Source organism: Roseivirga sp., assembly GCF_049099775.1.
Classification (GTDB): Bacteria; Bacteroidota; Bacteroidia; order Cytophagales; family Cyclobacteriaceae; genus Roseivirga.
Window position 1 is genome coordinate 388,961 of record NZ_JAGDZM010000007.1, and the last position, 25,064, is coordinate 414,024.

The following is a 25,064-nucleotide window of genomic DNA, read 5'->3' on the forward strand; positions in this document are numbered from 1 at the left end:
AAAACAGATGGAAGCTTTTTTTACGATAATATTGATTAAAGCAGGTTTTTAGACCTCAAATCTTTGAATATGATTTTGTCTACATGAGATGTTCTGTCCATTTCCTCATATTTTAACCAGGCCATCTCTTCGATTTCCGCTGCACTTTTCAATTCTCCTTCGTATTGACCTGTATAGCATGTCATCTGTACGGTAATTCCTTCTTTATGGCCATGCGCTTGCGCCGAGAAAGTACCATAATAAGCCAAGGTGTTTTCTTTCAATTTGACGCTGAGTTCTTCATCAATTTCCCTAATCAATGCTTGGGCATCTGTTTCGTTTGTCTCACGCTTGCCTCCTGGTATATAAAAGGCCTCTTTCCCTTTGCTCCGGGCAACAAGAATTCGGTTATCCTTTATTTCTAGCCAAGCCAGCTTGTCGATTATCTTCATTTTTATTCTTCTGACCTATTCGTCTTCCGTCATCATTTGCTCAAGAATTTCTTGAGCCGCTTTAGCGATTACTGTACCCGGGCCAAAGATGGCCGAAACACCTGCTGCTCTCAAGAAATCATAATCGTTTGGCGGAATAACACCACCAGCGATTACCATGATGTCTTCTCGACCTAAACGCTTCAATTCGTTAATTAATTGAGGAATCAATGTCTTGTGACCAGCCGCTAAACTGGAAGCACCAATCATATGAACATCATTTTCTGCTGCTTGTAAAGCCGTTTCTTCAGGCGTTTGAAAAAGTGGCCCTATGTCCACGTCAAAACCCATGTCGGCAAAACTAGTGGCAATAACCTTTGCGCCTCTATCATGACCATCTTGCCCCATTTTGGCAATCATAATCCTTGGTCTTCGACCGTCTAGTTCGGCAAAGCGATCTGCTAAATCTCTGGCCTTTATGAAATCTTTGTTTTCTTTCACTTCGCTTGAATATACACCAGAAATGGTTTTTGTCACAGCTTTATGCCTTCCGAAAACACTTTCCATGGCACTCGAAATTTCGCCAAGAGAGGCTCTCTTTCTAGCTGCATCTACGGCTAACTCTAATAAGTTGCCTGTTCCATTTTTAGCGGCCTCGGTAATGGCATTTAAAGCCTTATCGGTGTCCTCTTGGTTTCTCTCACGCTTCAGTTTGGCGAGTCGCTCAAGTTGTGAATCGCGCACGGTGGTATTAACTTCTAGAAGATCGATATCAGTAGTCTCGTCCACTTGATATCTATTTACCCCAACGATAACGTCCTTTCCAGAATCTATTCGGGCTTGTTTCCTAGCAGCAGCTTCCTCAATTCTCATTTTCGGTAAACCTGCTTCAATGGCCTTGGCCATACCGCCCATTTCTTCTACTTCTTGGATTAATGCCCAGGCTTTTTTTACCAATTCATCAGTGAGGTATTCAACGTAGTGAGAACCACCCCAAGGGTCAATTACTCTGTTGATACCCGTATCTTTCTGAAGATATATTTGCGTGTTTCTAGCAATGCGTGCCGAGAAATCCGTCGGTAAAGCGATAGCCTCATCTAAGGCATTTGTATGTAATGATTGTGTATGGCCTAGTGCTGCTGCTAAAGCTTCTACACAAGTTCTGGTTACATTATTAAAAGGGTCTTGTTCCGTTAAGCTCCATCCCGATGTTTGGCAGTGCGTTCTCAGTGCCATCGATTTCGGGTTTTTAGGGCCGAATTCTTTGACAATTTTCGCCCAAAGCAATCTCCCAGCCCTGAGTTTGGCAATTTCCATGAAATGATTCATGCCAATGGCCCAGAAAAAGGAGAGTCTAGGGGCAAACGCATCCACATCGAGCCCAGAAGAAACACCAGTTCTTAAGTATTCTAAGCCATCGGCAAGTGTATATGCTAATTCTATATCGGCAGTGGCACCGGCTTCTTGCATGTGATACCCAGAAATACTGATGGAATTAAATTTCGGCATGTGTTCAGCCGTGTATTTAAATATATCTCCAATAATTCTCATGGAAGGAGCGGGTGGGTAGATGTACGTGTTTCTCACCATGAACTCCTTTAAAATATCGTTCTGAATAGTTCCGGCTAGTTTAGATTTGTCGACACCTTGTTCTTCCGCAGCCACAATGTAAAAAGCCATAATTGGGATTACAGCACCATTCATTGTCATAGAAACTGACATTTGATCCAATGGAATTTGGTCAAATAACACCTCCATATCTAAGATAGAATCAATGGCAACACCAGCTTTCCCAACATCTCCTGACACCCTCGGGTGATCGGAATCATAACCTCTATGCGTGGCTAAATCGAATGCAACAGAAAGTCCTTTTTGGCCAGCGGCCAGGTTTCTTCTGTAAAAAGCATTTGATTCTTCGGCTGTGGAAAAGCCTGCATATTGACGTATTGTCCAAGGTCTTACGGTATACATGGAGCTATATGGCCCCCTTAGATACGGTGGTGTACCTGCGCCAAAGCCTAAATGTTCAGCATTTTCTATGGCTTTAAAAGTAACGCTAGGTGGTACGGTTATCCCTTCGGCGGTACTCCAATCATTAGCGTCAGTGACTTTTTCTATTGTTTTAACTGAAGCTGTGAGTAAATCTAAATCAGGTCTCATGGGGTTTCAGTTTTAGAATCGATGAATAAGTCAACGTCAAGTTTGCTGAGGCCTCCCTTTTGCTCAATGGTTTTTAATAATTCGATAGCATTAGTCGTTAAGTCTTTTGTCGTTGATTCTAGGTAATAAGAACCTGCAGAAGGGTCTATGTTTTTTGCTAGGTAAGATTCCTCTTTCAGGATCGTAGAAATATTCCTTGCCATTCGTTCGGCTAAGGAATGGTTTTTTCCGAAAACCTTATAAAAAGGATGAACGATAAGGCCGTCAGTACCTCCAATTATGGCAGCCATTGCCTGCGTTGTTGCATGGAGCATAAAACTATGTGGGTCGTCTATGGCACTAGACCAATCTGGTGTCCTGCTTATTGTTATTGGATCGTCTATGGTTATGCCATATGCACCAGCGAGCTTCTGTATAGAAAATCTTAACGCTCTGAGTTTTGCAATCTCACTGAAATAATCACTTGAAAGGGTAATTTCAGTAGACAACATGTTGAAAAAATCGATTGGGGCGATGTTTTCAACATCAATTAAATCAATAATTTCCGCCAAAATTAGTGCAATTTGTTGAGCACTGTGATTAGTCTTTTTATTCGTTTTTAGAACGACAGTTTTAAGGCCTTTTATCTCTTTTTGGAATTGATAGCCTATTCCATCTATAAATCCATTTACCTTTTCTTTATCAATGTTCGCAGCCGATAAGTAGTTAGCATATGCCGTAAATATATCTTCGGTCGATAGGTTGTTTGAAAGAAAGGATACTTGGCAATATTGGACTTGAATTCCTTGCAATAAAATGGTGAGGTCCGTTAGCTTTTGTAGCTCAAACAGAAGACCATCTGCACCACTTTCCAATGCTAATAATGCTCTTTCATTAGCTTCTTTTGTACTATTTACGATTACGTGCTGATAATTTGCCCAATATCTATTGCCAAAAGCTTCAGGGTTAGCATGGATTTTTCCAAGTGGCGGAAGGGTGGAAGGGAGGTCTTCTTTGGTATAGAATGGCTTACCCGATAAACCCTGATTTTCCCAAAGTAAATCTTCGAATGGCTTTCCCTTTAAATCGGACACCAATTTGTCTTTCCATGCTTCAGGACTTTGCACCTCGAAGTCAGTAAACAATCGTTCGTTCATTTCCATAAGTTTACGCTGGCAAAATTAAACCTTATTATTTAGTGCCGATCTAAAAATTCTTCAAGAGGTGGCAATGTTGCTTGAAGACTCTTAAAGGTTGATGATCAGGGTTATCCACAAATAACATGTGGATAATCACGAGAAATCTGGGGAAAAGTATTTCATTTCTCATATCAGATCACCTTTTATGTTGGTGGTTTTTTTATCATTTTTGTTGCCCTTCAAGTGTGTAATGGTGTGTAGAAGCATTAAAAGTATTAATGGTAAAAAGTGAGAAGTCGGTTTGGGATGATTGCCTAAGGTTTATCAAAAGCCAAGTGCAGGAGCAGAGTTATAAGACTTGGTTCGAACCAATTAAGCCATTGGGCTTAAATGAGACCACAATTACCATTCAGGTACCAAGCCAATTCTTTTATGAATATCTGGAAGAGCACTATGTTCACTTGCTCAGAGAGTGCGTTCAAAACGAACTGGGCCCTGAAGGAAAATTAGAATATTCTGTCATTGTAGATAGCGGTAGTGTTCAGAACCAACCTTATATGGTTACGCTTCCGAACCAAAACCAAAATCAGAAAGGGAAATCTTGGGGTAAGCAGGTAATTGAACCCGAAATGATTAATCCTTTCAAGATGCCTTCCCTAGACAAGGACTCTCGATACTCCAACCTAAATCCGAACTATTATTTCGATAACTATATAGAAGGAGATTGTAACAGACTAGCCCGTTCAGCAGGAATTGCTGTGGCCGAAAAACCTGGTATCACTTCTTTTAATCCATTGATGATTTACGGTGGTGTTGGTTTAGGAAAAACGCATTTGGTTCAAGCCATCGGTAATAAGGTAAGCGAGCAGAGCAAGGATAACTTTGTGCTGTATGTTTCTTCTGAGAAATTCACTACCCAATTCACCGATGCTATCCGTAATAATAGTATTCAAAGCTTTACGAACTTCTATCTACAGGTTGATACCTTAATTATTGATGATGTTCAATTCTTCTCTGGCAAGGAGAAGACGCAAGAGATGTTCTTTCACATTTTTAATCACTTGCACCAAAATGGTAAGCAGATTATCATGTCGAGCGATAGAGCTCCTCGTGATTTGAAAGGCCTTCAAGATCGTTTGCTTTCTAGATTTAAATGGGGCTTAACTGCAGATTTGCAAATGCCTGATTTTGAGACTAGAATGGCAATTATTATGCGCAAAATGCAGTCGGATGGAATTTATATTCCAGATGATGTTGTGGAATATTTGGCCTATAGTGTAGATACTAATGTACGTGAGTTAGAAGGTGTATTAATCTCATTGATCGCGCATGCTACCTTAAATAAGGTTGATATTGATCTTGAGTTAGCCAAGCAGACCTTAAAGAATATCGTCCATGATATTGAGTCTGAAGTAGGCGTAGACTATATCCAAAAGACGGTTGGAGAGTTTTTCCAGATTAGTGTTGAGGATTTAAAAGATAAAACCCGTAAAAAAGAGATTGTAATTGCACGTCAAGTGTCTATGTATCTGTGCAAAGAATACACAAACCACTCTTTGAAATCTATTGGTTACCATTTTGGAGGAAGAGACCATAGCACGGTGATTCATGCGGTACAGTCCGTTAGTGATATGATGGATGTCGATTCCAAATTCAGCAACTCGATCGATGAGTTGAAGAAGAAAATGAAAATGAAATTGGTTTAAAACAAAAAAGGGGCGTTAGCCCCTTTTTCTTTGTAACTAACTCCTAGCTACTTCACTGAAACTGATTGTACGAAGTTTCGTCCTTTTGTTGTCATTTTTACTGTGTATGAACCTTGTGATAAACGTGACAGGTCAAATCTCTTAAGTGCTTCTCCGTTAAAGTTTTCAGAAGCGAGCTTTTTAAAATTACCGTCGAAAATTGTGACTATAACATCACCGCAATCATCACTTGGAAGAATAATATCCAGTTTCTCTCCAGACTGTCTTAAAACAGGCTTTAGGATTGTTACCTGATCTTGTGCTTTAATCCATGCAGAATCTATGTTAATTGACACAGGAGTTGCTGTAAAGCTCATATCATTTTCAATCTCAATTGTATAATCACCTGCTTCGAGAGATTTTAAGTCGAATCTTTTGGCAAACTCTAGACCTTCTTTAGCTTGTGTATTATATAATGTTAATCCGTTTTGATCTTTCAGTTTAATTTGAGTGTTGCCACTTACTGATTCAGAAACGAATACCACGAGGGACTTTGATCCCACTTTTTCTACTCTGACACTTGGTTTGTTGTCGTTGGCAATAGCAAACGTTGATACCACGACCATCATGGCTGTCAACAATACTTTTTTCATAGACTTCATTGTATAAATGTTTAATAGTTTAAACCAATTATGATAACAAAGGTATGGGGTGGGGTGTACTCCTACTACAGCTAGATTGGTAAGTATTGATGTTATTTTAACCCATAATATACTATGTTAATGTATAATTGATAAAATAGAACACTATTAGGTTAATTTTGTGGTAGTGTATGGAACTTAATACGCTTATATTGGTTGTAGCAATATGAAAAAAGCAATGGTAAGCGGTAAGCCATCTTTAGAAGAGATACTTCCAGCATTTGGTAGTAGTTTTCTAGTGAGGAGATATTCCAGCTCTTGCGAGCATATACTCGCGAATTGGCATTTTCATCCTGAACTGGAACTCGTATACGTGAATAGTGGTAGCGGTAAGCGACACATCGGTAAGCATATGTCTTATTTCAATGATGGTGAACTAGTTCTCATCGGTTCTTATTTACCGCACTACGGATTTACCGATCGCTTTAGTGGTAATAAGTCTGAAACTGTTGTTCAGTTTAAACAAGATTTTCTAGGGCCAGCGTTCTTCGATATTCCAGAAATGGATTCAGTGAAGCAATTATTAGAATTGGCTAAAAAAGGGCTCACTTTTCATGGGGAGACCAAAGATAAGGTAGGGGCTAAAATAGAAGCGCTCGCTTGGGAAAATCAATATGGTAGGTTAATAGGTTTGCTTTCCATCTTGAAGGACTTGTCTGACTCGCAAGATTATGAAGTTCTAAATGCCGAAGGCGTTGCATTGGCCGTTGATGCGAAAGAGAATGATCGTATGAATGTAATTTACAGTCATATTCGAACAAACTTTAAAGATCATATCAGTTTAGATGATATGGCCGATAAGGTTAGCATGACAGTACCAGCCTTTTGCCGATACTTCAAAAAAATATCGCGTAAAACATTTACAAAGTTTGTGAATGAGTATAGAGTGGTACACGCTTCAAAGCTATTAGCAGAAACTTCTATGGCCATAACAGAAGTCAGTTTTGAGAGCGGTTTTAATAATTTCTCTCACTTTAATAAGTCTTTCAAGTCCTTTACAGGAAAAAGTCCATCTGAATACAGAAAGGACTTTAAGCATATTATTTTAGAGAAATAAAAAAAGCCCTGATGTCGATTTCAGGGCTTCTGGATTATCTGCCGAAACGGTAGGTTTCGGTTCTCATCCGTCCCCTTTTATCAATAATCTGAAAGTAAATTTTGCCGTAATACTGTTCTATATAGTTGGCCAGTGCTTCAGGGTTGTCTACTGATCGCCTATTTACTGCTACAATGATATCACCTACATCAATGTCGTCCAGTTTTCTAAAAAAACCTTTGTCCTGATTAATCTCACTCACTTTTACGCCATAATTTATTCTTAAGCTACTTTTTTCTTTTTCCGTCAACCTCCTGAATTCAGCCCCGAGGAAATTTGAGAAGTGAATGTCTTCCTTGTCTAAGAAGTTATCTCTGTCCAGCAAATCCGTACTTCCGTAAACGTTCTCTAGTGTTAGATCAGCACGATAAGCTCTATTATTCCTGATGTATTCAATATTTACATCATCTCCAGGCGACATGGAATTGATTATTTCATCATAGCCAGATTTAGTTTTGATCGATTTACCAGCAATTCTTTTAATTACATCACCCGATTCTAAGCCGGCTTTATCAGCAGCTCCATTTCTTCTAATAGATTGTACCAGAACACCTTCTAGATCTCTTAACCTTTCTTCTTTGGCCACGTCTTCGTCTATTTCGATGACTTCAGCGCCTGTGTAAGCTTTCTGAACAACTTTATATTTCTTCAAGTCTTCAACAATTTTGCTTACCAAATCAGAAGGTACTGCGAAGCCATAGCCTGCATAAGAGCCTGTTCTAGAAATAATCGAAGTATTTATGCCCACTAATTCTCCATTGGTGTTAACTAAAGCGCCACCGCTGTTTCCAGGATTAATGGCTGCATCAGTTTGAATGTAAAGTTCAATGGGGAAGTTTTCTCTGATAGAATTTGCCTCACTGCCGATAGCACTTACAATACCTGCTGTAACAGTCGATGTTAAATTGAAAGGGTTGCCGACAGCAAGTACCCAATCGCCCACATTCACATCGCTACTTTTGGCAATGTCTATAGCAGGAAGGTCGTTCGCCTCGATTTTTAACACGGCAATGTCCATTTTAGGATCAGTACCAACAAGTGTCGCTTTATAGGTTCTTTTTTCGTGTTGAACTTCAATAGCATCTGCATCTTCAATGACATGGTTGTTCGTAATGATATAACCATCCTTTGAATAGATGACACCTGACCCAGAGCCAATGGCTACTCCATTTTCAGAACCACCTCTTCCGCCAGAAATATATTCCATGAAGCTCATGCTTCTACGGCTATTCTGAATATTCTTAATATAAACCACGCTACTTACCGATCTTTCAGCGGCAAGCCTGAAGTCAGTGGGAAGTGCAGCGCCCGGTGAATAAGTGTCTACAGGTTTAGACTCATAACTAGCGCGTTCAAAACTGACAGGAATTTCCGTTGAAACTTCCTTTACATCATTTTTCTCAGAGAGCTTATCATAGGTAAATGCACCCATAAGCCCGCCTGCAAATGCGATAAAAACTACAGCGATCTTATTTTTCATGCCTTGGTTTATTCTTTATTAAATGACTCTTAATCGATCATCGGTTTTATCCATACTAAAATGGAAAGACCTTTGTTCAAACTTACGCTCCAGAAATAAATTGGGTTTGTCATCTGTGTTAATTAAGGTTAAATGCCCTCCGATAGTCTAAAAGCATGTTAATTCCACCTTGCCGGCATAAGGGTATTTCTAGTGGGGATAAGATTTGGTGACCTTTCAAAAAGGGCTAAATTTGCACCGCTGCAAGCTGATTTACTATCAATGATTTAGCCAATACAGCAATTCTATAAAGAAGACCATTGTCAACAAAAAAGCATATCGCCATTCTTGGCTCCACAGGCTCTATTGGTACACAAGCGCTCGAAGTAATAAGAGCGAATCCAGAAAAATTTATAGTGGAAGTTTTGACAGCAATGAACAACTCAGCTTTGCTCATTCGTCAGGCACAAGAATTTAAGCCTAATGCAGTGGTTATTGTAAATGATAATCATTACGATGAGGTTTTCGAAGCTTTAGATCCTTTAGATATTAAGGTATATTCTGGTGTAGATGCCCTTAGCGCTGTTGTTCAGATTGAAGTTATTGACTTAGTCTTGACGGCCCTCGTAGGATATGCCGGTTTAAAACCAACAATTTCTGCTATTGAAAGCGGAAAAAATATCGGCCTAGCTAATAAAGAAACTTTGGTGGTGGCAGGAGAACTGATCACTTCCTTAGCAGAATCTAAAGCGGTAAATATTTACCCTGTTGATTCAGAACATTCAGCGATTTTCCAGTGTCTTGTTGGAGAATTTCACAATCCCATTGAGAAAATTATTCTTACGGCTTCAGGTGGGCCTTTTCGAGGTAAAACCACGAATGAGCTTGCTAATGTTAGAAAAGAACAGGCATTGAAGCACCCTAATTGGGATATGGGCGCTAAGATTACAATAGATTCAGCCAGTTTAATGAACAAAGGCTTGGAAGTAATTGAAGCCAAGTGGCTTTTTAATCTTCGCATGGATCAAATTGAGGTGATTGTTCACCCACAATCGATTATTCATTCTATTGTTCAATTTGAAGATGGAAGTATGAAGGCGCAAATGGGCTTGCCTGATATGAAGCTACCGATTCAATTTGCCATGACGTACCCAGATCGTATCAAATCTGACTTTCCTAGGTTTAATTTCTTGGACTATCCCGAGCTCACCTTTGAACAGCCTGATAAAAAGACTTTTAGAAACCTGGGCTTGGCATTTGAAGCTATGGAAAAAGGCGGTAATATGCCTTGTATTTTAAATGCTGCCAATGAAGTGGCAGTAAGTAAGTTTTTAAAAGATGAAATAGGCTTTTTAGAAATGTCTGACCTAATTGAAGATTCTATGGCAAAGGCATCTTTTATTAAAAAGCCTACGTATGAGGACTATGTCATGTCCGACAAACAAACTAGAGAAATAGCAAACGCATATAAAAATTAATGGAAACCGTTGTTCAAATAGCGCAGCTCTTGCTTGCGCTTTCAATATTAGTGGGGATACATGAAGCAGGCCATATGCTGGCGGCACGCATGTTTGGAATGAAAGTAGAAAAATTCTTTATCGGATTTCCTCCAACCATATTCTCATTTAAAAAAGGTGAAACAGAATATGGTCTTGGCGCCATTCCACTAGGAGGTTTTGTAAAAATCTCCGGTATGGTTGACGAGTCAATGGATAAAGAAGCCATGGCCAAACCACCTCAACCATGGGAATTTAGATCTAAACCAGCATGGCAGCGACTTATAGTTATGCTTGGTGGTATTATCGTTAACGTGGTAGCAGGAGTTATTGCCATGATTATTTTGACTTACAATCTAGGCGATCAATTTACACCAAGTAAATACACACAAGAAGTGGGGATTATACCTGGAGAAATAGGGTTAGAAGCTGGTTTCCTTCCTGGTGATAAGGTGATTAAGATTAACGGAGAAGATTACCGAAAGGTAGAAGATATGTACAGTGGCGAAACACTGCTAGCTGATAATGCTTCTTGGACAGTCGATCGTAATGGTACTATTATAGATATACCTGTTCCGAGAGGGTTTATCGATAAGCTGTCAGACGAAGATTTCCAGATAAAATTCTTTGATATCAGAAGAGAATTCGAAATCACAAAGCTAGGTGAAGGCATGGAAAGTTTGCCTTTTCAGCCACAAGATAGAATTGTGAAAATCGATGATCAAGAAGTTAACTACTACGATGAATACCAGACCATTGTGGCAGCGAATGCTGGTAGCGAAATACCAATGGTGGTAAAAAGAGGTGATAGTGAATTGAATGTGAATGTAAATGTGAGACCAGATTCTACTGTAGGTATAATGGTGTCTGTTTACGGTATTGAAGGAGATAGCGATCAATATACTTTTGGAGAAGCTATACCTGTAGGTACTGCCAAAGCATTTAATATGGTTATCCTTAATGCAAAGGCCATGGGCAAAATGTTTGGTGGTGGTATTTCTGCTAGAAACATAAGTGGACCCATCGGAATTGTGAAGATGTTTCCTAAGACATGGGACTGGAATTCATTTTGGCGTACTACGGCTATGATATCAATGATTTTAGCCTTCATGAACTTACTACCAATTCCTGCTTTGGATGGTGGTCATGTGGTTTTCCTATTATTCGAGATGATCTCAGGAAAGGCACCATCAGTAAAGTTCTTGGAAGCAGCGCAAGTTGTAGGAATGGTTTTCCTATTGCTGCTAATGGTACTGGTCTTCGGTAATGATATACTAAAGCTGTTTGGTATTTAGCGATTCAGGCAAAAAATAAAGCAATAAAAAAGGGAAGTCACAGACTTCCCTTTTTTATTTATCCGTCACCGGTGGACGATATATCTCGAATTCAACGCGTCTATTGAGCTTTTTGTCTTCGTCCGTTTTTTCCTCTTTAACAATGGGCTTGGTACTGCCATAACCTATCGCGAATATCCTATTCGGATTGATATTGCTTTTGTTCATAAGGTACCGTTTAATGGCGTCGGCGCGCTGTTGCGATAACTTTAAATTGAGAACCTCATTGCCGCTGGAATCTGTGTGTCCTGAAATGTTTAAGTTGAATGTTGGGTTGTCGATCAGAAAATCAAGCACCTTTTTCAGGTCGGTTTCCATACCTGGCAAAATATCAGCTTTAGCGTTTTCAAATTCGATAGTAGAGAATTCTATTTTACTGGCGATTCTTTCCACAACACCCTCATATTTAGTGTCGCCATCCAAGAAAAAGAGTTTTTCCAGTCTAAAAAAATCGTCCCCTTGCACAATGAGCAAATAGTTTCTTTGATTAATTAAGTCAAACTCGAAAGTACCATCATCTCGAGCAAATTTTGGAGCTACTTCAATGCCTTCATCCAAATCTATAATGGACACAATGGCTTTTTGAGGCACTTTTCCGGTAAGTGCTTTAATCTGGCCAGTAAAGCGCGTAGTGGCCAAGGGCTGCCCTGCCATGGGTAATGGGAAAGAGTACAGATCAAGATTTTTCATGCTTTCCTCCTCCGATCTTGAATAGAAAATGAAGTTTGCTGCTTGATCAATACTAAAGTAGAATTCAGTACCTATTCCATTGACCAATGGGCCAATATTTATAGGCTCAGACCAGATGCCTGTTTTCTTATACGACTTATAAATATCATAGTCGCCGAAGTTTAAAAGGTGACCATTGCTGCTGAAATAAAGCAGATTATGCTCCCAATGATAAAATGGGCTGACCTCATTATTTCTCGTGTTGATTGTTGGGCCCAGGTTCTTAGCTGTGGTCCATCGGCCTTTTTTATCTTTTGTAGAGTAGTAAATGTCGGCTAAACCAAACCCTCCTTTTCTGTCAGACGAAAAATAAAGCGTGTCTTCTGTAACATTCAAGGTTGGGTGAGAATCCCACCCAACGGAATTCACTTTTTCACCAAGGTTTTTTGGAACAGTCCAGAGGGTATCGCCTTGGAATTGGCTAATGTATAAATCACAATTTCCGAGCCCATCTGGAGACCCACATCGAGAGAAAAGCAAAGATTTACCGCTCTTTGATAAATACCCAGAGCCTTCATTGTATCGTGAATTCACATTCCGAAACATTTCCGCTTCGCCCCATTGATTGCCTTTCTTAAGGGTGAAGAAAATATCTTCATTAATATCTTTTGTAATGCCTGAGTTATCAGAATTTCGTTTTGAAGTGAAAATAAGGACCGAATCATTTTTGGAAACCATAGGCGCATAATCCTCATCATTTGAGTTTACGAGTGGCCCCATGTTAGTAAGTACACCTCGTGGAGGGAGGAGCGTATCTACCTGTCTTCTGAATTCTACTAAGTCGTAATAGTATTCCAAAGGCACATAGTAGTCTTTTCTGTTTTTGTCGAGAGAATCATATCTCGAAAGGATGGCACCAATATCTAAGCCTCTTCTGTGGTGCTTTAGAACCAAGGCATATAAGGGTTTAGCTGCTTCTGGGGAAGCAAAAACCTCTGTCAGTTTGGCAAGTCTCCAGATGTAATAAGTTTGAAGGGCAAAGTTTTGAGTACCAAAGTTAGAAACATACTTCTTTAATTCAGGGTAAAGCTCTTCCCATCGCTCTTCTTTGTCCAGTTTCTCTATCTTCTTCTGAAGTTTACTGTTTAAATAAACGGGGTCTTTATTAATATTTGGAAAGGTAAGGTCGGTGATCTCAATACTTACAGAGTCAGAATCTAGAAGAACTTTTTGCTGTCTCTTGTTCTTATTTCTTTTAAATAGTTGAGCATGAACAGCCGTAGAGCATAGAAGTATTGCAAGAATGAAAATGGCGCTCCGCCTGAGCATAATTTTTACCAATTAATTCTGGGTGAAAAATCTTCTTAAAAGAAAGGTACGTGTTTTTAATAATTATTTAAACGTGTTTCATGACATCATTTCAGTTGGCATAACCCTTGCAATAGCAGGTGAAATTAATTTTTCTGACCTTAAGTGTCACTTTGGCACCTCACTATGAAGATTGACAAGAATACATTAAGCTCTATGTTGGCAGCGGAAATGAACCAAGAAGATAGTGGGGAATTTATTCAGATGATTGCCCCTGAAGAAGAAGATGGAATGCAGTTGGCTGATTTGCCAGACGACTTACCCATTCTAGCCGTTAGGAATACAGTGTTATTTCCAGGGGTATTGATTCCGATAACAGTTGGTAGACAGAAGTCTATTAAAGTTGTGAAACAAGCCCATAAAGGGAATAAGATCATAGGCGTTTTGGCACAAGAAAACCCTCTAATTGACGACCCTAAATCCAACGATCTTTTTAAAGTAGGAACAGTTGCCAAGATTGTAAAAATGTTGGTTTTACCTGATGGTAATACAACCATTATTGTACAAGGAAAGCGCCGTTTCGAGGTTGAAGAATTTACATCAGAAACGCCTTTCTTTAAGGCCAAAGTAAAATACCTTGAAGAGAACTTTCCTAAGCGTTTAAACAAAGAAGTTAAAGCCTTAATTCAATCGATCCGCGATACGGCCAATAGGATCATGAAATTGAATCCTGAAATTCCCAAAGAAGCACAGGTTGCGCTTGATAATATAGAGAAACCGAGCTTCCTCGTACATTTTCTATCTTCAAACATCAATGCAGAACCCAAGGATAAGCAAGGCTTATTGGAGATAAACGATGGTACTGAACGTGCTACTAAATTGCTCCAATTCATGATGAAGGAGATTCAGATGCTGGAGCTCAAGCATGAAATTCAAAACAAGGTGCATTCTGATATAGATCAGCAACAAAGAGATTATTTCTTGAGGCAACAAATGAAGGTGCTTCAAACGGAACTCGGCGATGGTGGACCTGAGCAAGAAGTTGAGGCACTTAGAAGAAAGGCACAAGACAAGAAATGGCCGAAGAAAGTAGCCATACATTTCAATAAAGAATTGGACAAAATCTTACGCATGAACCAAATGGCTGCGGAGTATCCGATCGCCATGAATTATGCAGAGTTAATGGTTGATTTACCATGGGGAGAATACTCTGACGACAATCTTGATTTGAAAAGGGCTAAGAAGATTTTAGAGCAAGATCACTACGGTCTCGAAAAAGTTAAAGACAGGATTTTAGAGTATTTGGCCGTGCTCAAGTTAAAGAATGATTTAAAGGGACCAATTCTATGCCTTTACGGCCCTCCAGGTGTTGGTAAAACTTCGTTAGGCCGATCTATCGCTAAAGCATTGGACAGACAATATGTCAGAATGTCATTAGGTGGGGTACATGATGAAGCCGAGATCAGAGGACACAGAAAAACCTATATAGGTGCTATGCCTGGAAAGGTGATCCAAAACATTAAGAAGTCAAATTCATCTAATCCAGTTTTTGTCTTGGACGAGATTGACAAAGTGAACTCTAATTTAAGAGGTGATCCGTCTTCTGCCTTGCTAGAAGTTCTAGATCCAGAGCAAAACAGCGAGTTTACTGATAATTACTTGGAGGTAGAATACGACTTGTCTAAAGTGCTCTTTGTGGCAACAGCAAATTCATTAGATACTATTCAACCAGCCTTAAGAGATAGGATGGAAATCATTGAAGTATCTGGTTATACGATAGAAGAGAAAATCGAAATCGCGAAAAGACACCTTATTCCAAAACAGAAAAAAGAGCATGGTTTGAAGTCGAAAGATCTAACCTTCGACAAAAAGACTATTCAATTTATTGTAGAAGGCTATACACGAGAGTCTGGAGTTCGAAGCTTGGAAAGAGTTATCGGATCTGTAGTTAGAAAGGTAGCCAAACACATTGCCTTGGAAGAAGAGTACCCTCAAAAGTTAACGATTGAGTTTATTGAAAACGCATTGGGTGGTCAGCGATTCGACAAGGAAATTTATAACGACAACAAATCGGCAGGTGTAGTAACAGGACTTGCTTGGACCGCTGTAGGTGGCGAGATTTTATTTATAGAATCTAGTTTAAGCAGAGGAAAAGGGAAACTGACGTTATCTGGCCAACTAGGCGATGTGATGAAAGAATCTGCAATGGCAGCTATTTCATATTTAAAATCAAATGCTGATCGTTACCATATAGACTACAGAGTTTTCGATAAGTATGATTTACACATGCATGTACCAGCAGGGGCGGTTCCTAAAGATGGACCATCTGCAGGAATTACTATGCTCACGGCCTTAACCTCTCTTTTTACCCAAAAGAAAGTAAAGAACAAATTGGCCATGACAGGCGAAATCACCCTGAAAGGAAATGTATTGCCTGTTGGAGGTGTGAAAGAGAAGATTTTAGCCGCAAGAAGAGCCGGAATCAAAGAGATTATCCTTAGTGCTAGAAATGAAAAGGATATCAAGGAAATTGATGATAGATACGTAAAAGGATTAAAATTCCATTTCGTAGAAAGCGCCAATGAGGTAATTGATATTGCCTTGACGACTCAAAAGGTAGATAATCCAGTGAAATTTGTAGTGGAGGATTAAAAATCAACGTATTTTCAATGAATACGATGCATATATGAAGAGCGCGCGATTGCTGATTACATTAAGTCTATGCCTACTCGGGCATTCGGCTGCAGCGCAGTTGGGTGGTAGTCGCGCTTTTGAATATCTCAACCTTCCTAATAATGCGCGTCTTTCAGCACTTGGCGGAGTAAATATTACTTCAGGCTGGAAAGATCCTGGGCAAATAATCTCCAATCCAGCGCTGCTCAATTCGGATATGGAAGACCAGTTGGTTATTTCTAGGCTGGGCTATTTTGCCGATATCGCCAATACTTCGCTCACATACGCTACGAATATTGAAAACTACGGCACTTGGTCCATTCACTTAGACTTTTTAAACTATGGCGACATTCAGAGTTTTGATGAAGCAGGTTTTTTGAATGGTCAGTTTAGTGTCAATGAATATGCCTTCGCCATCAGTAATAGTCAAAGCTTTGGGCCTTTCAATGTAGGTGGAAGTATGAAGCTTGCGGTTTCCGATCTCGCAGCTTTTAAAGCTTCCGCTTTATTGTTTGATTTAGGAGGTACATTTAAACACCCAGAAAAAGACCTTACAGTCGGTTTTGCCGTTAAGAATCTTGGCTTTCTTTTGTCAGATTATATAGAAGAAAATAATAGCCAGTTGCCCACTGATATTCAATTAGGTGTCACGTTCAAGCCAGAATTTATGCCTTTTAGGTTTTCAGCAACTGCCAGAAACCTTGTAAGAGCTGATGCTGTCTTTTTCGATCCGTCTAGTAATGCCCTTTTTGGAGAGAATAATGAGCCGAGTTTTGGTGAAGAAATATTTACGCGTTTAGTATTTGGTGCAGAATTACTGTTTTCTCAAAATTTTCAACTGAGAATGGGTTACAATCACCTTTTAAGACAAGAATTAAAATTGGAAAATGTAAGCGGAGGAGCAGGTTTCTCTTTTGGCTTCATGTTTAAAGTGAAAAGATTTGAATTTGCTTACAGCCGAGCCTTGTATCATACGGCAGGTGGAAGCAATACACTCCAGATGAACTTGAATCTGAGTGGACTGATAAAGAAAAAAACAGATGATTGATAAAAGTTATTTAACACCAAGGCAAATCGTAGCCGAACTAGATAAGTACATCATTGGTCAAGCAGATGCAAAGAAAAACGTTGCTATAGCGCTAAGAAATAGATGGAGAAGAATGCATGTCCAGTCGGAAATGCAGAAAGAAATAGTACCAAATAATATCTTAATGATTGGCGCAACAGGCGTTGGTAAAACAGAGATTGCCAGAAGACTTGCCAAAATAGCTGATGCCCCTTTCACCAAAGTAGAGGCCTCTAAATTTACAGAAGTAGGCTATGTAGGAAGAGATGTAGAAAGCATGGTACGCGACCTTGTCGAACAATCGGTGAATTTGGTAAAGCAATCAAAGAAAGAAGGCGTAAAAGAAAAAGCTGCGCAGGCAGTTGAGGACATTATTCTTGATGCACTTATTCCCCCAGTAAGAACCGCCCCAAAACCTATGGGCTTGCAGCAAGACGATAAAGAGGCAACGCAAATGAGCGATGCAGAGCTGAATGAAAAGACACGCGAACGTTTTCGAGAAAAGATTAGAACGGGTGAGATTGATGATCGTAAGGTTGAAATAACCATACAATCAAGTGGTGGAAATGGACTCGGCATGGTAGGTGGAGGAATGGACGAAATGTCTATGATCAACCTTCAAGATATGCTGAGTAATGTAATGCCTAAGAAGCAGAAGAAGCGCAAGGTTACCATTGCGGAAGCTAAGCGACTTTTAATAGAAGAAGAAAGTGCCAAGCTGATCGATATGGACGAAGTAAAGGAAGAAGCCATTTGGAAAGCGGAAAACACAGGAATCATCTTTATCGATGAAATTGATAAAATTGCTTCGGGCAAAAAGGGAGGGAATGGTGCCGATGTAAGCCGAGAAGGAGTTCAGCGCGACTTGCTTCCCATTGTAGAAGGTAGTGCAGTAACTACAAAGCATGGAATGATTAAAACAGATCATGTATTATTTGTTGCCGCAGGGGCATTTCATGTGGCCAAGCCATCTGATTTAATTCCAGAACTTCAAGGTAGATTTCCAATTCGTGTTGAACTAAGTAGCTTAACTGAAGGAGACTTCTATCAAATTTTAAAGGAGCCTAAAAACGCATTGACCAAGCAATATGAAGCTTTAATCGATTCAGAGGATGTTTCCTTAGAATTTACGGACGAAGCCTTAAGATCATTGGCTAAGTTGGCCTTTAAAATTAACGAAGAAGTTGAAAATATAGGGGCAAGGCGACTTCATACGGTAATGAGTAAACTCTTAAATGATATTCTGTTTGATATTCCTGAAGATATTCCGCCGAACGCTAAAGTGGTGATCACTAAAGAAATGGTGGGAGAAAGGCTAGATAGCCTTGTTCAGGATAAAGACCTTAGCGAGTTTATACTATAATAAGAACGTATGTTTTATTGAGTCTTTGATTTAGGGTAGTCGTAGTAGATCTTCTGACCAGTAGAATACAGGATTTCTTTCCACGTGCCTATTTCAAAGCATATTCCACAAATAGCGCAGGTTGGTAGGTTATAAAGGTTGAAATCTGACAGGGTTTCAATTAATGAAGTTAGTCCAGGGTTATGACCAAAAATCATCACAGAATCAGCTTTGTCTGACACTTGAGCAAGCTCATTTCTAATGGTTCTTGTAGAGGCATGATAGAAGTTTTCTTTTAATAGAAACTGCTCATTTCCCATATTGAGTTTATCCGAAAAAGCCTTGGCAGTGGTAAGTGCTCTAGCCGCAGGAGAAGTTAACATCAAGTCTACCATGTAGTCGGTTTCAGAGAATCGGTTAGTCATATCTGGCAAGTCTCTTTTACCTCTTCCATTTAAAGGGCGCTCAAAATCAGATAGATAAGGGTGTTTCCAGCTCGATTTCGCATGCCTTACTATAAATAGTGTTTTCATCCGTGCACTATTGAATTTATCAAACAAAGTATTACTTTTGGCGCAATAATTATTTTATAATCTTTAATACATAATACAATGAGAACTGGTACCGTAAAATTCTTTAATGATGAGAAAGGCTTTGGCTTCATCGTTGATGACGAAAATGGAGACGAAGTATTTGTACACGTTTCTGGTACAATTGACGAAATCACTAAAGGTGATTCTGTTTCTTTCGAAATAGCTGATGGTAAAAAAGGACCTAACGCTGTTGACGTCAAGAAAATATAATCACCTGATTTATAGATTTTTGATTACCAACCCCGACCTAGGTCGGGGTTTTTTATTTTAAGCATTCCAAAGTGCCTCTGCTGTATAGAAACCGCCTTCTCTCTCCCAGAATTTACCGTCAAGGAAACGATACCCCTTATCTAGTGAGTTGATCGATTCCATTTCCTCCTTACTTAAGTCGATTTCGGCCGAAGCGAGATTTTGCTTCAATCGAGCTGGGTTAACAGATTTTGGAATTACTGCCGTTCCTCGGCCTTCAGCCCATTTTATCAATATTTGAGCAGGATGGACATTGTGGTTTTCGGCAATCTTTTTCAATGTATCAATTTCGAAAAGATCTGGTTCTGCATCGCCCTTCATTCCAGGTGCTCGGTCTCTAGACCCTAACGGAGAATAAGCGGTATATAGAATTTCGTTTTCAGCACAGAACGCTAATAAATCATTTTGAGCCAATAATGGGTGAGATTCTACCTGATTCATTTCGGGGATAATCTTAGCAGTACCGATCAGTTTTTGGAGTTTTACCACATTGAAATTAGATACGCCAATATGTTTAACTAAACCCTTTTCAACCAATGCTTCCATGGCTTTCCAAGTATCGGCAATAGGATAATCCTCAATTGGGGCAAAACCAGATGCTTCTTCAGAAAAAACAATACCCGGTTGATGGGCAATCGGCCAATGGATTAAGTATAAATCAAGGTAGTCAAGTTGCAGTGCTTCTAAAGATTCTCGCACGGCTTTTTCAACATCTTCCGCCGCGTGGAAAGAGTTCCAGAGTTTAGAAGTCACAAACAATTCCTCCCTGCTCACATCACCATCAGCGAACGCTGCTTGAAACGCATCTCCGATTTCTTTTTCGTTTTGATAAATCCAGGCACAATCAATATGTCTATAGCCTACTTTTATGGCTTCGCGCACTGCTTGACCAACTTCTCCCGGTTCTGATTTCCAGGTTCCAAGTCCGATTGCGTCTAATTTATCTCCGTTTCTAAAGGCGAGTCTGTTCATTCTTATTGAGCTTTTTATATGGCCTTAAGCTACTAAGAATATCAGGTGTATCCAATGCAGATCAATCGCTTCGGAGCACTTTTGTCGGATTTATTAAGGCCATTTTTACACCTTGATAACCTATTGTAACAAAGACTAGCGTAATGGTAATCAAGCCGGCTAGCAAGAAGGCGAAAAATCCGATGTTAATATGATAGGCGAAGTTTTCAAGCCATGCCTCTAAGGCGAAATAAGCAATAGGTGCACCAATTATAAAAGCAAAACAGATGAGCACCATAAAGTCCTTTGCGAACACCTTGATAATATTTGGTAATGAGGCACCAAGTACTTTTCGGATACTCATTTCTTTCAGTCGCTGATTCACTACATAAGTAGCCAAACCAAAAAGCCCAGTACAGGACATTACTATCGCGATTAAAGTGAAAATATCGAAGACAGAAGTGGATGCTTTGTCCGCTTCATATTGCCTGTCGAGGTTATCATCTAAAAAAGAATACTTGAAAGGTTCCTCAGTAAGAGATTCCCATTTCGCTTGTACATTTTTTATAGTTTCCTCCATATTGCTCTGATTAACTCGGAGCACTGTGACACTTGGAACAAAATTCCCTACGCCATAAAACATAATCAGTGGGCCTATTTCTGAGTGAAGAGAATAGTAATTATAGTCCTTCACTACGCCTATAATGGTGAATTCAAAAGTTGGAGTGTTGGGATTGTTATTGCTTAAAAATTTCATGCCGATAGGATTTTCAACACCCATCGCCCGAACGGTAGCTTCATTAATAATCACTTTGAGCGAATCATTAAAACTTCTATCAAAGTTCCGACCCATAACGATCTCAAACTCCATAGTTTCAACATATTCTTGATTGATAGTAATGGTGTTTCCTCGTATATCATCAACATTCGGGTCATCGACACCAAAAACACCGCTCCCCATAAATTCGCCAGGTACAAATGTGGACCCCCCGGCTTTCTGGACGGTACTCATTTGAGAAACTTCATTGAAGAATGCATTGTAGTCTTCCGCTAAATCATTGGTATAGTGCACCACTAAAACGTTTTCTTGATTGAAGCCTAAATCTTTATTGGTCAGATAAGTCATTTGTTGGCTTACTATAATCGAACCGGAAATCATAAAAATTGAGATTACAAACTGAACGATGATTAAACCGTTTCTTAGCCAAATGCCCTTGCTGCTGTGTTTATAGCTTCCCTTTAAAACTTTGCTCGGCTGAAGTGAAGAAATGACAAGTGCAGGATAGAAACCAGAAATAATTCCAATAACGAAAATAAAAGCCAAAAGAATAACCAGAATTATGGGTTCAAGAATGGTAGAAAAACTCAATGATGTGCCCAATATTTGATTGAATTGTGGAATAGTGATAAACACTAAGCCGATGGAGAGAATAGAGGCGATCAGGCATATAAAGATTGATTCAGTAAGAAACTGAGAGATCAATGCCGATCGCTGCGAACCCATGACTTTTCTAATGCCTACCTCTTTAGCTCTTTCTGTTGATCTGGCGATAGAAAGGTTCACAAAGTTGATACTGGAAATGGTGAGAATTATCAAAGCGACAATAGAAATGATATAGACATAGGTGATGTCACTATTAGGTTCAACCTCAACGTCAAGCTGAGATTCTAAATGAATAGATTCGATGGGCTGCAAGAAATAATTGAAAGCATGTCCTTTTGTCTTCCAATCTGTGCCGGCCCCTTGGGCGATGTTTGCTCCGCCATAGGTACCGACTAGATTTGGAAACTCAAGCTCGAAAGTCTTCGGGTCAACACCTGGTCTGAGTTTGAGATAGGTGTATACCCATGGATTTGCCCAACTTCCTATTTCCGTAGCATTGATCAAGGCGCCTACAGACCTGATGGAACCTAGTAAATCAAAATGGATATGAGAGTTTGCAGGGTTGTCTTTAATAACTCCCGATACTCTCCGTGTTCCGGGGGCAACAATCAGCTCTTCACCAACCACATCGGTGGTGCCAAAATATTTAATAGCTGTAGACTCAGTTAAAACTACATCAGTGGCTCGGTTCAAGGCAGTATTAGGGTCGCCTGCTATAAACTCATATGAAAAAACTTTGAAGAAGAGCGAGTCACCAAAGAGGTATTGCGTCTCTAAAAAAGTATTGTCACTATTCGGAAATGCAACTGGAACTTCATTGGCAAAAAACAACCGGTGTAAGCGAGTGACAGCTTCTACTTGCGGATAGTTTTCGCGCAGGGTGGGTGCTAACATGATAGACGAGGTACCGAACATTTTAACCCGACCTGGGTAAACGCGCTCCAATGCAGCCCTGTATATTCGGTCACTATCCTTAAAAAAATTGTCATACGATGTTTCGTACTTCACGTAAACGGCGATCAACATTACGCAGGCAATGCCAATCGATAAACCAAGAATATTAATTGCTGCATAGACCTTATTCTTCTTTAAATTTCGATAAGAGATTTTTAAGTGGTTGCCTGTCATCATAATGCGAGAATGTTGTTTGCTACGTCTAAAAAGGTGTGGTCTTAGAAGTCTGATCACTTCTAGCCAGTAGATAAATTGTGCCCTTTTAAGGCCTTTACTTTCTACTGTATCTTGAAATTGCTCTTCCAGATCGCCTGCCAATTCACTCCACCATCGCTCATCGAGAAACTTAGCAAGAATTGATGTTGCAAATTTGGGCGGTTGATATTTAGGCAATTGGCCCATTTAGAAAGAGGGTTTATTTGTAACCAGCTTATTCCACATAGCCTGCCGAGTTTCTTGAATGCTCTGTACATTTCCATACCCCTTGGCAGTAAGGCTATAAAGTCGTTTGCTGCGGCCACCCCGTTTTTCAGATGAACCACCCATTTCAGATTTTAACAGGCCTTTATTTTCGAGCCTATAGAGTATCGTATGAATTGTACCTATAGACCAATTGAGATTGGCCTCACGCTTAATTTCTTTTTGAATGCCATACGCATAAGCAGCGGGTTCTAAACTGCCAACGCTTAGTAAAACAATCTCTTCTTGGGTGCTGATGGTTTCCTGTGTCATAAAAGCGATTTGTTTTCTGATCAAAAAACAAATAATACATTATTGACGGAAAGTCATAGGATAAAGTTTCAAGTGGTACACGCCTTCGCTTTTAATAACAATGAAAACATGTTCCAACAGTTATATGATACTTATGGCAAGGAGCTATTGGCTTCGGAGTTGCTTTTTTCTATTCATGACACTCAGGCTAATTAATGCCACACATACGATTAGAATACTCCCCAAATAGCCAGGACTCGAATGCATTCCAGCAAAGTAGTCCAGAAAAGGAATTCCATTGACATTGCCATAAATCAGGAAAAAGAAAAGTATTTCAAATAGCTTTTTACCCTGACTGATAATCCCCGAAATAGCAGAAAGTCCGATTATAAAAATGCTTCCTAAAATGGGCCCCACTGCTTGATTCAAATCACCGGCCATTAAATGACGCACAATTAGTGGAAAGGCTAAAAGTATACCAAGGACTATTCCAGCCGTGAGCTGAGAAGCATAGACCCGAGAGATAGGTTTATAAGCGGCAAATGTAAATTGATGAACATTAAAAGACTGCTCTTTAGTTGTTAACTCCGACCAACGGGTCACTTGTAAAAACCAAAGAATTGGTAGAACTATATTATGCGCTACTTCAATTTCTAAAAAGATAAGAAAGGCAATGCCAATGAAGTTCAGTAGCCAAAGCCATCGATTCCCCTGTCTAACAAGTAATAATAATTCTGTTTTTAAAAGAGGCCAAAGTGCATACGAAATGTCTGGTTTAGGTAATGCATTTAAATCCAAGTCAGCGATTGGTGCCCCTGTATCGACCTCCTTTTTCTTTTTACCTTTTATCAACCCTTTTAAGTTAAACCTATGGAAAAATGGACTAGCTGCACCTACTAATATTATGGTGATTAGGGGCCATAATAACCGATAGCCAACCTTTGCGATGGAAAAATGAATGCCCTCAAATACAAATGATTGTGTTTCGGTTAAATTTCCGATTCTAAAGCCAATATTCAGTGTTTGCCCTAACGTTTCCCCACTAATCGCATTAACCTTTGCTGTCATTTCTGTGGTGGCGATTTTTGATCCAAGTGGGTCAAATGGACCCAGTCCATTGTCTTGAGTGGTTTGTGTAAAGAATATAGCAAAAATGAAAAAGTAGCCGACATTCTGAAGCGTTGACTTTTGTTTGAATAGTACTTCGAGCACTACGGCTATACCTGCTATAAAGAACATAGTAGGTATAGGTATAAGCAGGTAGGCTAGAATAAAATCCAATGGATCAAAACTATGGCCGCTGCTATAGAGAAAGAACAAACCAATATTCATAAATGCCATTAAGAGTACCATGGTAGCGAGTACTAGAAAATTGCTGAATACTTTGGAGATTAAGTAGCTGAAATTGCTGACTCGAGTGGATGCCACAATTTGTCCTACTTTAGTATCTATGTCTGTTTTGAGGCTATTGTTTATTACATAAAAACCAAGTAGGCTGACAAATGTACTAGCCATCAGAGCAGATACTGCTCCTATCCAAGCAGAATTATATACGCCACGATAGCCACCAATTGTTACAGTTTCATAAGAAGCGTCTGGGGACGGTATAAAAAGAAAACCAAAAGCTAAGCTTACGGCCATGATGATTAAAAACCTATAACTCCTAATGCGCTGTAGGTAATCGTACTTGACTTGATTGAAAAAC

At 39.6% G+C, this 25,064-nt stretch carries 19 protein-coding genes; 8 read left to right on the top strand and 11 right to left on the bottom strand.

The window, feature by feature from the left end; all coding sequences use genetic code 11:
• Positions 1–35 precede the first annotated feature (35 nt).
• The 3 genes from JXQ92_RS12830 to JXQ92_RS12840 are packed head-to-tail and all read right to left on the bottom strand — an operon-like array spanning position 36 to position 3,706.
• A complete protein-coding gene (locus tag JXQ92_RS12830) occupies positions 36–431 on the bottom strand; it encodes an NUDIX hydrolase (RefSeq protein WP_421987021.1) in 396 nt (131 codons plus the stop codon).
• Between the two features lie 15 nt (positions 432–446).
• Complete coding sequence (gene scpA / locus JXQ92_RS12835) at positions 447–2,570, bottom strand: methylmalonyl-CoA mutase (protein WP_421987022.1); 2,124 nt, start codon at positions 2,568–2,570, stop codon at positions 447–449.
• Positions 2,567–3,706, bottom strand: a complete 1,140-nt coding sequence (locus JXQ92_RS12840) for a methylmalonyl-CoA mutase family protein (protein WP_421987023.1) — start codon at positions 3,704–3,706, stop codon at positions 2,567–2,569. The genes scpA and JXQ92_RS12840 overlap by 4 nt, the downstream gene beginning before the upstream one ends.
• 260 nt (positions 3,707–3,966) lie before the next feature.
• Here JXQ92_RS12840 and dnaA point away from each other — a divergent pair, with 260 nt between their 5' ends.
• The gene (gene dnaA, locus JXQ92_RS12845; protein WP_421987024.1) at positions 3,967–5,394 is read left to right on the top strand and encodes a chromosomal replication initiator protein DnaA; all 1,428 of its coding nucleotides are present in this window, start codon (positions 3,967–3,969) and stop codon (positions 5,392–5,394) included.
• Between the two features lie 47 nt (positions 5,395–5,441).
• On the opposite strand, the gene JXQ92_RS12850 is transcribed toward dnaA, so the two are convergent.
• The gene (locus JXQ92_RS12850; RefSeq protein WP_421987025.1) at positions 5,442–6,026 is read right to left on the bottom strand and encodes a hypothetical protein; all 585 of its coding nucleotides are present in this window, start codon (positions 6,024–6,026) and stop codon (positions 5,442–5,444) included.
• A 214-nt stretch (positions 6,027–6,240) separates the two neighbouring features.
• Between JXQ92_RS12850 and JXQ92_RS12855 the strand changes: the two genes are divergently transcribed.
• Positions 6,241–7,131, top strand: a complete 891-nt coding sequence (locus tag JXQ92_RS12855) for an AraC family transcriptional regulator (RefSeq protein ID WP_421987026.1) — start codon at positions 6,241–6,243, stop codon at positions 7,129–7,131.
• Between the two features lie 34 nt (positions 7,132–7,165).
• Here JXQ92_RS12855 and JXQ92_RS12860 read toward each other — a convergent pair whose 3' ends face one another.
• Positions 7,166–8,650, bottom strand: a complete 1,485-nt coding sequence (locus JXQ92_RS12860; RefSeq protein WP_421987027.1) for a trypsin-like peptidase domain-containing protein — start codon at positions 8,648–8,650, stop codon at positions 7,166–7,168.
• 299 nt (positions 8,651–8,949) lie between these two features.
• Here JXQ92_RS12860 and JXQ92_RS12865 point away from each other — a divergent pair, with 299 nt between their 5' ends.
• Together JXQ92_RS12865 and rseP are read left to right on the top strand one after the other, a co-directional pair.
• The gene (locus JXQ92_RS12865) at positions 8,950–10,107 is read left to right on the top strand and encodes a 1-deoxy-D-xylulose-5-phosphate reductoisomerase (protein WP_421987028.1); all 1,158 of its coding nucleotides are present in this window, start codon (positions 8,950–8,952) and stop codon (positions 10,105–10,107) included.
• Positions 10,107–11,420 carry an RIP metalloprotease RseP gene (rseP, locus tag JXQ92_RS12870; RefSeq protein ID WP_421987029.1) on the top strand — a complete coding sequence of 438 codons (1,314 nt, stop codon included), beginning with the start codon at positions 10,107–10,109 and terminating at the stop codon, positions 11,418–11,420. The genes JXQ92_RS12865 and rseP overlap by 1 nt, the downstream gene beginning before the upstream one ends.
• Positions 11,421–11,474: 54 nt before the next feature.
• Here the strand turns inward: rseP and JXQ92_RS12875 are convergent, their stop codons facing one another.
• A complete protein-coding gene (locus JXQ92_RS12875) occupies positions 11,475–13,457 on the bottom strand; it encodes an OmpA family protein (RefSeq protein WP_421987030.1) in 1,983 nt (660 codons plus the stop codon).
• Between the two features lie 195 nt (positions 13,458–13,652).
• Here JXQ92_RS12875 and lon point away from each other — a divergent pair, with 195 nt between their 5' ends.
• The 3 genes from lon to hslU are packed head-to-tail and all read left to right on the top strand — an operon-like array spanning position 13,653 to position 18,538.
• Positions 13,653–16,088, top strand: coding sequence for an endopeptidase La (gene lon, locus JXQ92_RS12880; protein WP_421987374.1), 2,436 nt, complete (start codon positions 13,653–13,655; stop codon positions 16,086–16,088).
• Between the two features lie 34 nt (positions 16,089–16,122).
• A complete protein-coding gene (porQ, locus tag JXQ92_RS12885; RefSeq protein ID WP_421987031.1) occupies positions 16,123–17,157 on the top strand; it encodes a type IX secretion system protein PorQ in 1,035 nt (344 codons plus the stop codon).
• Positions 17,150–18,538, top strand: coding sequence for an ATP-dependent protease ATPase subunit HslU (hslU, locus tag JXQ92_RS12890; RefSeq protein WP_421987032.1), 1,389 nt, complete (start codon positions 17,150–17,152; stop codon positions 18,536–18,538). Before porQ ends, hslU begins: the two co-directional genes overlap by 8 nt.
• Positions 18,539–18,552: 14 nt before the next feature.
• On the opposite strand, the gene JXQ92_RS12895 is transcribed toward hslU, so the two are convergent.
• The gene (locus JXQ92_RS12895; RefSeq protein ID WP_421987033.1) at positions 18,553–19,050 is read right to left on the bottom strand and encodes a SixA phosphatase family protein; all 498 of its coding nucleotides are present in this window, start codon (positions 19,048–19,050) and stop codon (positions 18,553–18,555) included.
• 78 nt (positions 19,051–19,128) lie between these two features.
• On the opposite strand from JXQ92_RS12895, the gene JXQ92_RS12900 reads away from it, so the two are divergent.
• Positions 19,129–19,320, top strand: a complete 192-nt coding sequence (locus JXQ92_RS12900; protein ID WP_421987034.1) for a cold-shock protein — start codon at positions 19,129–19,131, stop codon at positions 19,318–19,320.
• 57 nt (positions 19,321–19,377) lie between these two features.
• On the opposite strand, the gene JXQ92_RS12905 is transcribed toward JXQ92_RS12900, so the two are convergent.
• From JXQ92_RS12905 to JXQ92_RS12920, 4 genes are all read right to left on the bottom strand, one after another.
• Entirely contained in the window at positions 19,378–20,331 is a 954-nt protein-coding gene (locus JXQ92_RS12905) for an aldo/keto reductase (RefSeq protein ID WP_421987035.1), read from the bottom strand.
• A 61-nt stretch (positions 20,332–20,392) separates the two neighbouring features.
• Positions 20,393–23,041, bottom strand: coding sequence for an ABC transporter permease (locus JXQ92_RS12910; protein ID WP_421987036.1), 2,649 nt, complete (start codon positions 23,039–23,041; stop codon positions 20,393–20,395).
• Between the two features lie 9 nt (positions 23,042–23,050).
• The gene (locus JXQ92_RS12915; RefSeq protein ID WP_421987037.1) at positions 23,051–23,380 is read right to left on the bottom strand and encodes a PadR family transcriptional regulator; all 330 of its coding nucleotides are present in this window, start codon (positions 23,378–23,380) and stop codon (positions 23,051–23,053) included.
• Between the two features lie 144 nt (positions 23,381–23,524).
• On the bottom strand, positions 23,525–25,000 hold the full coding sequence (locus JXQ92_RS12920; protein WP_421987038.1) for a hypothetical protein: 1,476 nt from the start codon (positions 24,998–25,000) through the stop codon (positions 23,525–23,527).
• Between the last annotated feature and the right edge of the window lie 64 nt (positions 25,001–25,064).

What these genes read in the sequence shown, in the direction of transcription:
- JXQ92_RS12830 (WP_421987021.1), bottom strand. Translation starts at nt 431, where the DNA reads ATGAAGATAATCGACAAGCTGGCTTGGCTAGAAATAAAGGATAACCGA.
- scpA (WP_421987022.1), bottom strand. Translation starts at nt 2,570, where the DNA reads ATGAGACCTGATTTAGATTTACTCACAGCTTCAGTTAAAACAATAGAA.
- JXQ92_RS12840 (WP_421987023.1), bottom strand. Translation starts at nt 3,706, where the DNA reads ATGAACGAACGATTGTTTACTGACTTCGAGGTGCAAAGTCCTGAAGCA.
- dnaA (WP_421987024.1), top strand. Translation starts at nt 3,967, where the DNA reads ATGGTAAAAAGTGAGAAGTCGGTTTGGGATGATTGCCTAAGGTTTATC.
- JXQ92_RS12850 (WP_421987025.1), bottom strand. Translation starts at nt 6,026, where the DNA reads ATGAAAAAAGTATTGTTGACAGCCATGATGGTCGTGGTATCAACGTTT.
- JXQ92_RS12855 (WP_421987026.1), top strand. Translation starts at nt 6,241, where the DNA reads ATGAAAAAAGCAATGGTAAGCGGTAAGCCATCTTTAGAAGAGATACTT.
- JXQ92_RS12860 (WP_421987027.1), bottom strand. Translation starts at nt 8,650, where the DNA reads ATGAAAAATAAGATCGCTGTAGTTTTTATCGCATTTGCAGGCGGGCTT.
- rseP (WP_421987029.1), top strand. Translation starts at nt 10,107, where the DNA reads ATGGAAACCGTTGTTCAAATAGCGCAGCTCTTGCTTGCGCTTTCAATA.
- JXQ92_RS12875 (WP_421987030.1), bottom strand. Translation starts at nt 13,457, where the DNA reads ATGCTCAGGCGGAGCGCCATTTTCATTCTTGCAATACTTCTATGCTCT.
- lon (WP_421987374.1), top strand. Translation starts at nt 13,653, where the DNA reads ATGTTGGCAGCGGAAATGAACCAAGAAGATAGTGGGGAATTTATTCAG.
- porQ (WP_421987031.1), top strand. Translation starts at nt 16,123, where the DNA reads ATGAAGAGCGCGCGATTGCTGATTACATTAAGTCTATGCCTACTCGGG.
- hslU (WP_421987032.1), top strand. Translation starts at nt 17,150, where the DNA reads ATGATTGATAAAAGTTATTTAACACCAAGGCAAATCGTAGCCGAACTA.
- JXQ92_RS12895 (WP_421987033.1), bottom strand. Translation starts at nt 19,050, where the DNA reads ATGAAAACACTATTTATAGTAAGGCATGCGAAATCGAGCTGGAAACAC.
- JXQ92_RS12900 (WP_421987034.1), top strand. Translation starts at nt 19,129, where the DNA reads ATGAGAACTGGTACCGTAAAATTCTTTAATGATGAGAAAGGCTTTGGC.
- JXQ92_RS12905 (WP_421987035.1), bottom strand. Translation starts at nt 20,331, where the DNA reads ATGAACAGACTCGCCTTTAGAAACGGAGATAAATTAGACGCAATCGGA.
- JXQ92_RS12915 (WP_421987037.1), bottom strand. Translation starts at nt 23,380, where the DNA reads ATGACACAGGAAACCATCAGCACCCAAGAAGAGATTGTTTTACTAAGC.
- JXQ92_RS12920 (WP_421987038.1), bottom strand. Translation starts at nt 25,000, where the DNA reads ATGGCCGTAAGCTTAGCTTTTGGTTTTCTTTTTATACCGTCCCCAGAC.